At 39.5% G+C, this 14,651-nt stretch carries 15 protein-coding genes; 4 read left to right on the forward strand and 11 right to left on the reverse strand.

Annotated features, from left to right (window positions below):
• Positions 1 to 22 precede the first annotated feature (22 nt).
• Genes HPE56_RS01885 through HPE56_RS01900 form a run of 4 tightly spaced genes read left to right on the forward strand, consistent with a single transcriptional unit; the run spans position 23 to position 3,628 of the window.
• A complete protein-coding gene (locus HPE56_RS01885) occupies positions 23 to 1,381 on the forward strand; it encodes an exonuclease domain-containing protein (protein WP_188242070.1) in 1,359 nt (452 codons plus the stop codon).
• A 3-nt stretch (positions 1,382 to 1,384) separates the two neighbouring features.
• On the forward strand, positions 1,385 to 2,221 hold the full coding sequence (locus HPE56_RS01890; RefSeq protein ID WP_188242071.1) for an ion transporter: 837 nt from the start codon (positions 1,385 to 1,387) through the stop codon (positions 2,219 to 2,221).
• A complete protein-coding gene (miaA, locus tag HPE56_RS01895) occupies positions 2,221 to 3,144 on the forward strand; it encodes a tRNA (adenosine(37)-N6)-dimethylallyltransferase MiaA (protein ID WP_188242072.1) in 924 nt (307 codons plus the stop codon). Before HPE56_RS01890 ends, miaA begins: the two co-directional genes overlap by 1 nt.
• Positions 3,137 to 3,628 (forward strand): gluconokinase, encoded by a 492-nt coding sequence (locus HPE56_RS01900; RefSeq protein ID WP_188242073.1) that lies wholly within the window; start codon positions 3,137 to 3,139, stop codon positions 3,626 to 3,628. Before miaA ends, HPE56_RS01900 begins: the two co-directional genes overlap by 8 nt.
• Positions 3,629 to 3,681: 53 nt before the next feature.
• Here HPE56_RS01900 and HPE56_RS01905 read toward each other — a convergent pair whose 3' ends face one another.
• The 11 genes from HPE56_RS01905 to HPE56_RS01955 form a co-directional block, all read right to left on the reverse strand.
• Positions 3,682 to 4,395, reverse strand: coding sequence for a response regulator transcription factor (locus tag HPE56_RS01905; RefSeq protein WP_188242074.1), 714 nt, complete (start codon positions 4,393 to 4,395; stop codon positions 3,682 to 3,684).
• A gap of 6 nt (positions 4,396 to 4,401) precedes the next feature.
• Entirely contained in the window at positions 4,402 to 5,982 is a 1,581-nt protein-coding gene (locus HPE56_RS01910) for a sensor histidine kinase (protein WP_188242075.1), read from the reverse strand.
• A 75-nt stretch (positions 5,983 to 6,057) separates the two neighbouring features.
• Entirely contained in the window at positions 6,058 to 6,648 is a 591-nt protein-coding gene (gene coaE / locus HPE56_RS01915; protein WP_188242076.1) for a dephospho-CoA kinase, read from the reverse strand.
• Positions 6,645 to 7,553 (reverse strand): CdaR family protein, encoded by a 909-nt coding sequence (locus HPE56_RS01920; protein ID WP_188242077.1) that lies wholly within the window; start codon positions 7,551 to 7,553, stop codon positions 6,645 to 6,647. Before HPE56_RS01920 ends, coaE begins: the two co-directional genes overlap by 4 nt.
• A 57-nt stretch (positions 7,554 to 7,610) precedes the next feature.
• On the reverse strand, positions 7,611 to 8,612 hold the full coding sequence (locus HPE56_RS01925) for a glycosyltransferase (RefSeq protein WP_188242495.1): 1,002 nt from the start codon (positions 8,610 to 8,612) through the stop codon (positions 7,611 to 7,613).
• 96 nt (positions 8,613 to 8,708) lie between these two features.
• The gene (locus HPE56_RS01930; protein ID WP_188242078.1) at positions 8,709 to 9,518 is read right to left on the reverse strand and encodes an enoyl-ACP reductase FabI; all 810 of its coding nucleotides are present in this window, start codon (positions 9,516 to 9,518) and stop codon (positions 8,709 to 8,711) included.
• Between the two features lie 87 nt (positions 9,519 to 9,605).
• On the reverse strand, positions 9,606 to 11,258 hold the full coding sequence (gene recN, locus HPE56_RS01935) for a DNA repair protein RecN (RefSeq protein WP_188242079.1): 1,653 nt from the start codon (positions 11,256 to 11,258) through the stop codon (positions 9,606 to 9,608).
• 58 nt (positions 11,259 to 11,316) lie between these two features.
• On the reverse strand, positions 11,317 to 12,204 hold the full coding sequence (gene porD, locus HPE56_RS01940) for a type IX secretion system protein PorD (protein ID WP_188242080.1): 888 nt from the start codon (positions 12,202 to 12,204) through the stop codon (positions 11,317 to 11,319).
• On the reverse strand, positions 12,197 to 13,402 hold the full coding sequence (gene coaBC, locus HPE56_RS01945) for a bifunctional phosphopantothenoylcysteine decarboxylase/phosphopantothenate--cysteine ligase CoaBC (RefSeq protein WP_188242081.1): 1,206 nt from the start codon (positions 13,400 to 13,402) through the stop codon (positions 12,197 to 12,199). The genes porD and coaBC overlap by 8 nt, the downstream gene beginning before the upstream one ends.
• 1 nt (position 13,403) lies before the next feature.
• On the reverse strand, positions 13,404 to 13,739 hold the full coding sequence (locus tag HPE56_RS01950) for a DNA-directed RNA polymerase subunit omega (protein WP_188242082.1): 336 nt from the start codon (positions 13,737 to 13,739) through the stop codon (positions 13,404 to 13,406).
• A gap of 12 nt (positions 13,740 to 13,751) precedes the next feature.
• The gene (locus HPE56_RS01955; protein ID WP_188242083.1) at positions 13,752 to 14,594 is read right to left on the reverse strand and encodes an outer membrane protein assembly factor BamD; all 843 of its coding nucleotides are present in this window, start codon (positions 14,592 to 14,594) and stop codon (positions 13,752 to 13,754) included.
• Between the last annotated feature and the right edge of the window lie 57 nt (positions 14,595 to 14,651).

Here is a 14,651-nt window from a genome sequence, read left to right on the forward strand (position 1 = left end):
CAAAAATGACCGAAGGCGATTGATGTATACGATACTTGACATAGAAACAACGGGCGGAAAATACAATGAAGAAGGTATTACAGAGATAGCCATCCACAAATTTGATGGCCATAAGGTCGTCGACAAGTTTATAAGTTTGATAAACCCAGAAAGGGAAATTCAACCTTTTGTGGTCAATTTAACAGGAATCAACGCTAAAATGCTCCGTACGGCCCCCAAGTTTTATGAGGTGGCCAAACGAATCATTGAAATAACCGAGGATTCGGTCCTCGTTGCCCACAATGCCCAATTCGACTATAGAATATTAAGGACCGAATTTAGGCGCTTGGGCTATAATTTTGAGCGAAAGACCTTATGTACCGTTGACCTTTCAAAAAAACTCCTTCCTGATGCCGAATCGTATAGTTTGGGTAAATTGGTAAGGGCCCTCGGAATTCCCATGAGTGACCGACATAGGGCAAATGGTGATGCTATCGCCACCCTTAAGCTTTTTAAATTGTTGCTTACAAAAGACACTGAGAAAACCATCATCAAAGAAGTCGTTCGCGAAGAAACCCATGGTGAACTTTCACAAAGGCAATTGGACATTGTTGAACAAATGCCTTCGGAAACCGGGTTATATTATATGCATGACAAAAAAGGGGATATACTTTTCCTTGGCAAAAGCACCAATATAAAAAAACGCGTAAATCAACACTTTACAAAGAGTGGGGATAAGGCAAGACAGCTTCAAAAAGAGACAAAGACAATTACTTTCGAGGAAACAGGAAGTGAGCTTGTGGCCTTATTGAAAGAGAATGGGGAACTCTTGAAAAACAACCCAAAATACAATCCCAACACACGTAAAAAACGATTACAGGCCCTTTATATGATTCCCGATATCAATGGCTACCAAAAATTTGAAATTGGACCATACAATAAAGGTAAAGCATGTGTGACAACCTTCAATGGCGCTCTTTCGGCAAAAAACTTTCTTCAAAAAATCACAGCGGAATTCCAACTTTGCCCGAAACTCAATGGTTTGGAAGAAGCGGTTTGTGATAATGGACAAAACAACCAATGTCTCGGGGCCTGTAAAGGTCAAGAGACGCCATTGGACTATAATCAAAGGGCACAACAAGTATTGGAGAAATACAGCCTGTTGGGTAAGTCGATGATCATAATCGATAAAGGACGTGAAATAGGGGAATATAGCGCCATATTGATTAAAAACGGTATATTTCAGGGATTTGGGTATTATGACCTTAACCATCAAATCAATAATATTCATATCTTGGAATCAATTATCACCCCAATGAAAGGTGATGTAACAACGAGTCATATAATAGATTCCTATCTAAGAAAAAAACGAGTTAAAAAAATAATCGACCTTAATAACTAAGTCTTGAGCACCAAAAAAAAGAACCGGGATTGGCGGGCAACCATACATGAGGTTATATATGGGACCCACACCCCGGCAGGTAAATTATTCGATATTGTATTACTGATCGTTATCCTATACAGTATCATAATCGTAATGCTCGAAAGTATCCCAAGTTTCGATAATAAATATCATCGATTTTTCAATATTTCGGAATGGGTGGTCACCATTCTTTTTACCATTGAGTATATCCTGAGACTTGTTAGCATCAAAAGGCCTAGTAAATATATCTTCAGTTTTTTCGGTATTATCGACTTGCTCTCGACGGTTCCAAAATATCTTACATTTTTCATTTTACAATCCCAGTTCTTAACGGCATTTAGGGCCCTCCGTTTGTTGCGGGTCTTTAGAATACTTAAATTGGTGCGGTTTGTAGGGGAATCGAATAATTTGGCCAGGGCCCTCAAGGCGAGTAAGACCAAGATATTTGTATTCGTGTTTTTCGTGCTCATCGTTTCCGTTTTATTGGGTACCATTATGTATTTGGTAGAAGGCCCTACCCATGGGTTTACCAGTATTCCCCATAGTATTTATTGGACGATTGTAACATTGACCACTGTAGGGTACGGAGATATATCCCCACAAACCCCTTTAGGACAGTTTATCGCTACCCTTATTATGATCATTGGTTACGGTGTTATTGCGGTACCAACCGGAATCGTTTCGGCAGAATACAGCACTTACTCAAAAAACCAGAGGGAAAATGACGATGGTCGTTCCTGTCCGAATTGTGGTGCCGAAATCAAACGGTCCGATGCTGAATACTGTAGAAAATGCGGATATAAGCTAATTGAGGAATAATGAAAGCCAAAACCCTTATTTCGGTAGTAGGGCCGACCGCAATCGGTAAAACCAGTTTAGCCATTTCTTTGGCCAAACATTATAGTACAGAGATTATTTCTGCCGATTCACGCCAGTTCTACAAAGAATTGAAAATAGGGACCGCCGTGCCTAGTGAAAAAGAATTGATTTCCGCCAAACATCATTGCATACAGCATATAAGCATCTTTGACCACTACTCTGTTGGTGATTTTGAAAAGGAAGCCATTGCCATCTTGGACGATTTGTTCAAAACCAATGACATCGCCATCCTTGTAGGAGGTAGTGGGCTGTATGTCGATGCGGTGACAAATGGATTGGATGATTTCCCTACGGTTCCCTCAAGCTATCGGGAAGCTTTGAACAAAACCTTGGAACAATCGGGAATTGGGGAACTTCAACACCAATTAAGAATTTTGGACGAAGCCTACTACGACAAGGTCGATTTGGAAAATCCACATCGCTTGATCCGGGCGTTGGAAATCTGTATGGCCACTGGCAAACCTTATTCCTCATTTTTAAGGAAGAAGAATGTAAAAAGGCCATTCACTACCCTGACCATTGGTCTTAAGGCCGAACGGGAGACCATTTACAACAGGATCAACCAACGTGTCGATATAATGATCGGTAACGGACTTTTAGAGGAAGCGCGGCAAGTATATCCACATAGAACGCTAAACGCCCTACAAACGGTCGGATATAAAGAGCTATTCAATTATTTTGATGGTACTTGGACCTTGGACTTCGCCATTTCAGAAATCAAAAAGAATACGAGACGATTCGCAAAAAGGCAAATGACCTGGTATAGAAAAAATGAGCAAATTTGCTGGTTTAATAGTGATGATGACCCTAGTCTTATCCTAGAAGGCATTGATGATAAATTAACTGAATTAACACATGGATAATAAGTATATCTATATCGTAATGGGTGTTTCCGGTTGTGGAAAGTCGACCATTGGCACCTTATTGGCCAATGAACTTGATATTCCTTTTTTTGATGGGGATGATTACCATCCCAAGGCGAATGTGGAAAAAATGGCCAGTGGCCAAGCGCTCAATGATGACGATCGGAAAGGATGGTTGCAGTCGCTGAACAAACTTGCCATCGAACATAGGACACCAGGGGCCGTAATAGCCTGTTCAGCTTTAAAGGAGAGCTACCGGGCCTTATTAAGAAATCATTTGGAGGAGGAAATGGTTTTTGTTTACCTACAGGGAAGTTTTACCGAAATACACGAGCGATTAAAGAAACGAAAAGGACATTATATGCCTATTGAACTTTTAAAATCGCAATTTGAAACCTTGGAGCCCCCAAAGAATGCCATAGAAATTTCAATCAACCATAGTCCAAAAGAAATCATAGCCAAAATCCTGGATAAAAGGGCATAAAAAAGCCCCGACGTATACGTCGGGGCCTTACTTGATTTTTAAACTTTTAAATCTTATTCAGATTCTGTCTTAACGACCAACCTAAAGCCTTCACCGTGGATGTTAAGAATTTCAACGGTATCATCACGTTTAAGATATTTACGCAATTTGGCGATATAGACATCCATACTTCTGGATGTAAAATAATTATCATCCCTCCATATTTTGGTCAAGGCCAATTCCCTAGGCATCAAATCATTTTCGTGCAACGCCAATAGTCGCAATAATTCATTTTCCTTAGGAGAAAGTTTAATAGACTCCTCGTCTTTGTATTTCAAGAACCGCAATTTGGAATTCAAATGGAAGCCACCAATTTGGAATTCAAATTTCTTACTGTCCGCCAACGTTCCGGAAGCCTTTCTTTGAATTATTGCTTTGAGTTTCATCAACAATACCTCAGAATCGAAGGGTTTGTTCAAATAGTCATCCGCACCAGCCTTATATCCTTTAAGGACATCTTCTTTCATTGTTTTGGCAGTTAGGAAAATTATGGGCACATTCTCATTTTTTTCCCTAATCTCACGAGCAAGGGTGAAACCATCCTTATAAGGCATCATAACATCTAGAATACAAACATCATAATTATCCTTTTTAAACTTCTCAAAACCCTCCATACCGTTCTTAGCCAATGTAACATCAAAGTTGTTCATTGACAGATAATCCTTCAATACAATCCCAAAATTGGGATCATCCTCTACTAAAAGTATTTTTTTGTTAATTGTTTCCATAATTCATTAAATTAAGGGTAGTTTAATATAGAAAGAACTTCCTTTATCTTTTTCACTTTCTGCGTAAACCTCACCTTGGTGATCTTCTATTATTCTTTTTACATAGGCTAGGCCCAAGCCATGCCCTTTTACATTATGTATGTCTCCGGTATGTTCCCTATAGAACTTCTCGAAAACCTTTTTCACTACGGCCTTACTCATTCCTGCTCCTTGATCCTTCACTTCAATTACGATATTATTCTTGACCACTTCGGTATAAATATCAATTTTAGGGGCATTCGGGGAATACTTGATGGCATTATCCAATATATTGACGATAACATTGGTAAAATGCATCTCATTAGCTAAAATCTCTGACCTACCAGCCTTCAAATGCGTTTCAATATAACCTCCCCGATCGTCTACAATCAATTCTACATGGGCTATGGCATCTTGTATTATATCATGTACATCGACCCGATCCTTACTGATATCCAATTGGTTCTTCTCCAGTTTTGATATACGAAGCACATTTTCCACTTGGGCATGCATTCTTTTATTCTCATCGCGTATCATTTGAAGATACCTCATAACTTTTTCCTTATCATCAATCACCTGTGGGTTTTTTATCGCTTCAACCGCCAAATTGATGGTTGCTATCGGTGTTTTGAACTCATGGGTCATATTATTGATGAAATCAGACTTTATTTCCGATATCTGCTTTTGCCTGATCAGTTGGTATATGGCACTTGAATAAGCCACTATAATAACCAGGGTAAACAAAAGGGACAAGGCTGCCATTCCTAAGATCGACCGAATTAAAAACCGCTTTTTCTTTGGGAATGTTATCAGCAAAGAATAATTGGAATTGCCTTCGGAATCCTTAAATATCAAGGATTTGTAAGGTGTTGGATTTCTAAAGCTGAATTTTCTCGATTTTACCGAGGTTGGCAATCCCTTACTAGCGATACCGTATTCATAATCCGTGTTGATGTTGCGATTGGTCAACTCCCGCTCCAACAACAATTCAATCTCTTGTTTCGATACCCTGTTATGGATAGGAACCCGTTTGGCAAATTCACCGAACATATCCTCAAAAGCCGAAATTTCCATGGACGTCAACCCCCCGATCTTTTCGACCTTTTCAATTGGGGTAAATCTACTCTGGTGACCATCAAGGCCTAAATCTTCCTTAAAGGTCGCTTTTAAACGCCTACTGGTATAATTTTTTATGGTCGTGGTATCCTCACCCGAACCATTGTCAAAGAACGTTGATGCGATATTATATTCCTCCTCTAAAATACCGTGGGAATAATAATGTATCTCATCGGAACTAATATCCTGGTCAATAAAAAAGAAGTTCTTGAAATGTGAGCTTTTCAGATCCCCTACGCTATCCTTTATATTCACATATCTATCAAAATAGTCATTCCGCTCCCTTCGAGTGATCTTATCGGCGACCTTATCCAGTACATCCGACACGCTGTTCGAAAATTGTTCCTCCTTATCTTCGACAGATTTCTTTATCCAATACCCCTGTACAAAGATAATCCCTATCAACGAGAGGCTCATTAGAATGACCAAAAGCACAAATAACCTCTTATTCATCTAAATGTAAAATTAAAGATTTAACAACTAGTATTTTAACGTTTAACCTAACCTTAACAAAATTGTTAAAATTGCTCACAGACCGCAATGGTTAAGAAGAAACTTATGAACCTCCTTTACTTTTGATTCGGTGTCAGACAACGATATATTTTCGATGACATAGTCAGACAATGAAACTTTGTGGGAATCGTCCCATTGATTGCCTATACGGGCCCTTATTTTGGATTTTTCGGAGCCATCCCTTTCAACTACCCTTTGGATGCGGACCTCTTCCGGGGCAGTAACCAAAATGACCTTGTCGTAGAAGTCTTGCTGCCCATTTTCAAACACAATCGCGGATTCTTGAATTACATAGGGCGCTTTTTGTTTCCCGGCCCATTTTAAAAAATCCTTACGAACCGCGGGATGTACTATACCATTCAATTGACTGAGCAGTTCTTTATCGCCAAAAACCCTTTGGGCGATAAAATCCCGGTTTAAGGTTTTGTCCGTGTAAGCCCCATCTCCCAAAAGTCCTTTTATGGCCTTTCGTATTTTCTTTGAGGAAGCCATAAGCTTTTTAGCCTTCTTATCCGAATTATAAATAGGAACCCCTAGTTTCTTGAACATATTGGCAACTGTAGACTTTCCACTGCCAATTCCCCCTGTCAATGCTACAATAGTCATTGTTTTCTCAATATAAATTCAACCTCTTTTTCATTCAATTCCGCACTCTGAAGGTTATCGGTCTTTTTTAGTAATTTCAGGTTCATTGTTTTTGATTCATCGTTCGTTATCGAATTATAATCGGCAATTACCTCAAAACCATTACTGTTTAAAAGCTTCAACTCGTCCAACGTACCCCTACAGAGTACCCCCACCTTATCAGGAAATATCCTGATCTCATACCTTTGGGGAAGATTGATCACTTTTATGGGCACTTCAATAACCTTTTCCGAAAACCGTGACACCTTACCCCGTACCACAACCTGATTATTGGAATAGGTTACGTTGGCCCAACCCGGATTTTTATAAAGCGTCACCTCCTTGATAAAGTCCGACGACACATCGGGTAAGTCCATCGAAACGGTATTGACCCTATTTATGGTGTCAATAATGTCCATAGGCCCTTTTATCGTAATCTCTTTCGGCTCTATGGCCAGTTGACCATCCAAAATATGGTTTTGCAACAAAGAGATATTAAGCCTTGAAGACACTGGTACGACTTTTGTCCCCAATCGTGTAAATTCAAAAAACAAGGTATCCCTATCAACTTCAAGAACCGTCATAGACCGTAACTGTTTGTCTATTTGTTTTCTATACACGTTTGGTGGTATATAATACCTTCCCTTTAATAAACTTACGGTGGATACATCGACCCCTACCTCTTTATTCTTTACATTAAAACCTAAAAATTGAAACCCATTGGCCTCTATCCGCACATCGATCTGCTTCTTTGATACTTTATTAAGCAATAGACTATCGGGAATGTTCTGAAAAACCAGATTGAAAGTGGCATTGTTGGTGTACGTCTCGGATAACTTGTTTAAAAACCAAATCAAACTAGAACACAACAAAAACATCAAAAACATTTTTGCCTTCCTTTTTTTAAGTATGTTCTTGATTTTTGGTATCACTTTTTGATCATTCTAATTGAAAAATAATTTAGGAAATAATTCTTGGGGTTTCTTTTTGCTGAAATTAATCCAAAAGGTCGATTTAAGAAAACCCAGACCGTAACCTGCGAATTGGATACATACCGCTATCAGTGAAAGAATGGCCACTTGAACATTCCTGTTCTTTATCAGTGAATCGATAAACAACACTGTAAAATACAAAATATAAATACCCAAAGGTATAACGATCTTAAACAGTAATAAGATTAAGGAAGCTATAAATCCCATACAAAAAAGTGTCGGAAACCAATAGGTTATCTTGGCCGTTCCCGGATGCCACTTGTTTAAAATAGGCCTAACCATCCCGAACTTGTTCACTTGTATAAAAAATTTATTCCAATCAATTCGGCGCTTATGGTACACAAAAGCCTCTGGAATCAATTTTGTATCATAACCATTGTCCCAAATACGGATGGTCAAATCCGGATCTTCTCCTGGGTGTATCTTACCATACCCCCCTACTTTTTCAAAAGCCTCCTTGGATATTCCCATATTAAAACTCCGTGGCTGAAATTTATCTATAGTGGATTTCCCTCCTCGGATTCCCCCTGTGGTAAACAAAGAGGTCATCGCATAATTAATGGCTTTTTGTACGTTTGAAAAGGATTCATGTGCCGCATCGGGACCTCCATAGCAATGTACATAATCCTTATCGAGTGATTTTCTGGCTTCTTCCAAATACTGTGGGGGTAGGATACAATCGGAATCCAACACAATAAAATAATTACCTTTTGCCCGTCTCATTCCGTAATTCCTGGAATCCCCTGGCCCTGAATTATCCTTTTTCAAATAGGAAATATCTAATTGGGAACGAAAGACTTCCACTTCACTTTCCGAATCAATGCTTGATCCATCCTCAACAACGACCACCTCAAAAGGTTTTTTGTAGGATTGTTGGGTCAGACTTGCCAACAACTCCCTTATTTCATTGGGTCTATTGTATACAGGAATGATAAATGAAAAGAAAATATCCATAGAAAGCATTCTAAGATTTTTGGGCACTTCCTGTTTGCACAAAGATCACGGCCCAATACCCATCACAAAAACCAATGACAGGAACAATAAAAAGTACTATACAAATTTCTCCATAACTTCCTGACTTACCCCGGTATTCGAGAATCCGCCATCATGGAAAAGATTTTGCATGGTCACTTTCTTGGTTAAATCGGAGAACAATGTCAAGGTATAATCCGCACATTCCAGTGCAGTAGCGTTGCCCAAAGGGGACATTTGCTCAGCATAACTGATAAAGCCATCAAAGCCTTTTACACCCTGACCTGCCGTTGTTGGTGTTGGGGATTGTGAAATGGTATTGACCCTCACTTTCTTTTCTTTTCCAAAGAAATAGCCAAAGCTTCGTGCCACAGACTCCAAATAAGCCTTATTATCGGCCATATCATTATAGTCTGGGAAAGATCGTTGTGCCGCCATATAGGTCAAGGCCACGATACTTCCCCATTCGTTCATGGCATCAGCCTTGAACAAACTTTGCATCACCCTATGGAAAGACAATGCGGAAACATCCCACCCCTTATGGGTAAACTCGTAATTCTCATCGGTATAGTGCCGTCCTTTTCGAACATTGATAGACATACCGATGGAGTGTAATACAAAATCGATCTTACCTCCCAATATTTCCATGGCCTGGCTAACCAATTTGTCCAAATCTTCCGTACTGGTCGCATCGGCTGGTATGATTTGGGATCCGGTCTTTTCTGCCAATTCGTTGATTTGACCCATACGCATGGCAATCGGGGCATTGGTCAATACAAATGTGCCACCTTCTTCATGTACCCTTTCCGCTGTTTTCCAAGCAATTGAATTTGCATCAAGCGCTCCAAAAATAATCCCTTTTTTCCCCTTTAATAAGTTATAAGCCATGTTCAATTTTTCTTAGTTGATAATATCGCCAAAGATATTTAAAAAATGTTATATAAAAAGTTTGCTTTTTCCAATAGTCAAAAGACGTTAATTCAATAGTTGTCGGGCGTGGGCCAAAGCGGAATCGGAAAGTTCCTTTCCTCCCAACATTTCAGCCAACTCCACTACCCTTTCTTCTTGGGAAAGCTCTTTCATATTCGTTAATGTACCGCCACCCTTATCTTCTTTATACACTTTAAAATGGTGGTCTCCCTTTGAAGCCACTTGTGGTAGATGTGTAATGGAAAAAATCTGCATACTCTTGCTCATCTCGAACATAATCTCCCCCATTCGGTTTGAGATCTCCCCGGAAACACCCGTATCGATCTCATCGAACATCATGGTGGGAAGGTTTTCATATTTCGCCATAATTGATTTTATGGTCAACATGATACGTGAAAGTTCCCCTCCGGATGCAACTTTCTTGATGTCCCCAAAATCAGTTCCCTTATTGGCCGCGAACAAAAATAACAATTCATCCTTACCATTGGGCTTAAAATCCTTGGCCCGACCCAATTCTATTTTAAAACGGGCACTAGGCATTCCCAATAAAGCCAATTGCCTTTCCATTTGCTGCTTTAATTCCGGAATGATTTTTTGGCGCTTTTTCGAAATTTTAGAGGCTAATCCCTCTAGTTTCTCTATATGTACAGCCAATTGCTTTTGTTTGTCGGCGATAGTTGACTCTATATTCCCTGTTGCATCCACCTTTTCGGAAAGTTCCTCCTTGATCTCGATCAACTCTGAAATTTCCTGTACGCTGTGCTTTTTCTGCAAGTTATAGATCAATTGTAATTTCGTATTGACTTCGTCCAATAATTTGGGGTCTAGATCTGCTTGCTCTGAAAGGTTCTCCAATTCAGAAGCAATATCATCCACTTCTATAAAAACGGATTGTATCCTGCCGTCCAAGGTCTCATATGCGGACCCGAAACCGGAAAGTTTACTTGATACCTGTTTTAATTCCGCCAATAAGTTTAATACACCTACTTGTTCATCATTCAATAAATGATGGCCTTGCGCCAATTGCTCAACAATGGTTTCCACATTGCTCAATTGTTGGTATTGCTCCTCCAATTCCTCTAACATTCCTTCTTTCAGCTGGGCTTCCTGAAGTTCTTTCAACAAAAAACTGTTGTATTCATGCTCCTTTATGGCATTACCCTGAAAATCAATCAACTCGGTCAACTCCTTGGAAATATCATGATAGACCTTCAATTGGGCGGAATACGCTTTACGCAGTTCCTTAGTATCCGCAAGGGAATCAATTACCTTAAATTGAAATTCGTTTTCGGCCAATTGCAAGGTTTGATGCTGGGAGTGCACATCGATCAAGCGATTTCCCAATTTCGAAAGCACATCCAAGGTCACTGGGGTATCATTGATAAAGGCCCTTGATTTTCCGCTGGGTAAAATTTCCCTTCTTATTAGGGTTTTCTCCTCATAATCCAGGTCATTTTCCTCAAAAAAAGAAGAAAGTCCATAGTTCCCGATTTCAAACTCACTTTCAACAATGCACTTTTCCTCCTTATTACGCAAGGTGGAAAGGTCGGCCCGTTTGCCCAAAACCAATGAAAGTCCGCCCAACAGGATTGACTTACCTGCTCCAGTTTCACCCGTAATACAAGTAAATCCATGGCCAAATGAAACATTTAGCCTATCGATCAACGCATAATTTTTAATAGAGAGATTGCTTAGCAAAACCTTGAATTTAGAATGGCGTAAAGATAATTTTTATTTCAGTTGAAAAAAACGGAGATCAATATTTTATCTCGTTCCAAGTACTCGAATAAAGCGGTGCAATTCTATTTAGGGTTTCCTTTAGCTTAATTATGTCCACTTTAGGGCCATCTGAGAAAATATTACGGATCTCATCCGATTTGGCATCGAAGAAAGTTGAGATCAAAAAAGCATTTGGCCTCCTTTTGATCATCGTCTCAAACAAGTTTAAAGTCCCGGCTATAACCTGTTTGCCGGTACTGTTATTATCGGCAAGTATATCGATTCCCTTACGATGGTAGTTATACATAGCAACACGGTATTCCCTATACGTGTTCGACATTAGGTTATCGACCAATTCAAAACGGCTACGATCTGTGGATTGACTCCAACCCAAGGAACTACTGCTCTGGGCTTGGGTTACAATATTTTGGGCTTTCCTAAAATATTCCGCCCCTCCTTCGAGTGAAAAGGTATCCGCATCCAACCCAAGAATAACATATGCATAATAGGCCGTGACACTTACCAAGTTCGATTCAAAAACGTTTTCATTGAAAACCAAAGGTTGAAATTCTATATATTCAAAACTGAATTGGTTATCCTTATAATTGAATATTGGTGTTTCGTACGAAGTATTGAAGACAGGTCTCGAAGATTGGATCTGTATATTTCCTTTGAATCTATTGGATTCGTATTCGGTGATGGTGATAAACATTTGAGCGTTAACACGTTCGTTTTCCTTATAGATACGATTTGTCCATTTGGTCTTATTGACAAAATCATTCAATGAACGTTCCAAGGTCTCGAAGATCTGCTGGTTGGTTTGCGACACCTGGTCCGAATTCACGGTCACCACACAGTTCAGTTCCTGAGCAGAAACCGTAGCAAGGGAAAAGATAAAAATTAAGACAATTAGGAAATTACGCATTCAATCGAATTATGATTTCATTTAAAATATCCTTGGCAACTTCGGCCTTGGTTTTTAATTGAAACGCTTTAATCTGTGAATTCTTATCCAAAAAGGTTATTTTATTGGTATTACTGGCAAAACCAGCACCTTTATCATTCAATGAATTCAAAACAATGGCATCCAAGTGCTTTCTTTTTAATTTACCCTTGGCATTTTCGAGTTCATTTTCGGTCTCTAGGGCAAAACCAACCAAAAATTGAAGGTTCTTTCTTTCTCCCAACGACAATAGAATATCCTTATTTTTTACCAATTCCAAGGTGAGGTTCGTTTCCTTCTTTTTGATTTTTTGGTCCGCCACGGTTTTCGGTTTATAATCAGCCACGGCAGCAGCGGAAATCGCTATATCACAATCTTCAAAATGATCATGGGCAGCATTATACATTTCATCTGCCGAAACTACATTAACCACGGTAATCAAATCATGGGCAAGGGATAGGTTTGTAGGTCCGGAAACCAAAATTACCTTGGCCCCTAGATTGGCGGCAGCTTTAGCCAACTCGTACCCCATTTGTCCGGTCGAATGGTTACCGATAAATCGAACGGGATCTATAGCCTCATAGGTTGGACCTGCCGTAATCATTACTTTCTTACCTCTCAAAGGAAGCCCTTTAAGCAAATACCCCTTGATGAAGTCGATGATATCCTCTGGTTCTGCCATTCGACCTTCTCCATGTAAACCACTTGCAAGCTCGCCAGAAGTAGCCGGAATCATGATATTCCCATAGGACACCAAGGTATCAATGGCCACTTTTGTTGCAGGATGCTTATACATATCCAAGTCCATGGCAGGCGCAAAAAAGACTGGACATTTGGCGGACAGATAAACGGCCAACAAAAGATTGTCCGTAGCCGCATTGGCCATCTTGGACATGGTATTGGCAGTCGCTGGGGCTACAATCATGATATCGGCCCAAAGTCCGAGATCCACGTGATTGTTCCAATCTGTCACGGCTCCTTCTTCCTTTACAAATGACGTTACCGTCGGATTTTTTGAAAGGGTCGCCAAAGTCAATGGGGAAACAAAATGGCTGGCACTTTCCGTCAAAACAACTTTGACATTTGCACCAGCCTTAATCAATAAACGTACAAGAAAGGTAGTCTTGTAAGCAGCAATTCCTCCAGTAATGCCTAAAAGGATATTCTTGCCACCCAACATACTACTCTGTATCTTTGTCTGTATTTCTATAATAGATTTTATCCGTCAACCATTCCTCAACAGCCATGGCATGTGGTTTAGGTAGTTTTTCATAAAATTTAGAGACTTCGATTTGTTCCTTGTTCTCAAAAACTTCTTCCAAACTATCGCTGTATGTGGCAAACTCTTCCAATTTTTCCAAAAGCTCCTTTTTGATTTCAGAATTGATCTGAACGGCTCTTTTAGCGGTTATTGATATTGCCTCATATATGTTGTTCGTTTTTTCATCGAACTCATTTTTATTGATAGTGACCGTTGAAACGGGCGCTTTAGAGTTCTTTAAATCGTTCATATTCATAATAACAGCTGTTTATTTTGTTTCTTTATCCTCATTGGAAACGGGTGCTCCAGTTTCCTTTTGAATTTTATTTATCAATTTATTGGCATCCTCCTCGAATTTGGTCTCCGGATACTGCTTTTTAAGTACGTTATATGCCGTTTTTGCATTTTCCAATCGCTCTGGCTTCCATCTTGCAAAACTATTCAACGCATACTGTGTGGCAGATTCGAATTTTAGATACAAGGCCTCTTCCCTGAAGATCGATCCTGGGTAATCCGATATAAAATTATCAAAGGCAGCCATGGCAGGTGTCAGGAACGAGTAATCGAAATGCCCTAATTTATTGAATTGCTTCGCTATTTCAAAGGCTTTCTTCTCCTTTTTGGTAGTTAGCTCCTTTGCCATTTTATTAGCCTCATCAAAATATTCCGAATCAGGATACATATTAATAAAGGTCTGCAATTTGACCAAGGCCTTATCGGTATCCGTTTGATCCAACGAATAGATGGGTGAAAGCATATAATAACTTTTGGCCCCTAAAAACGAAGCTTGAATAACCTTTTCACTTTTCGGATAGGATTTAATGAACCTTTCAAACTGATAGCCGGCCATATTGTAATCCTTTCGTTCAAAATAGGTGTTCGCAAAAAAGAACATGACCCTTTCCCCTTGGGGTTTCCCTATATATTTTGGCGCTATCTGTTCGAACAAACGGTTGGCCCGTTTAAAATCCCCTTCCTCATAAAACTTTTGGGCAAGTTCATATTTGGCCTTTACATCTTCATTCTTAAGTACCTTTTGATACTCATTACATGATGACATGACCAACATCAAACCAAGAAAAGGTAAGTATTTCCTCATTTTAAAAAACATTTTGCAAAATTAGGGATTCTCAATGGAATTAAAAAACAAATTTTATGCCACTAAAAT

This window comes from Maribacter aquimaris (genome assembly GCF_014596745.1).
GTDB lineage: Bacteria > Bacteroidota > Bacteroidia > Flavobacteriales > Flavobacteriaceae > Maribacter_A > Maribacter_A aquimaris.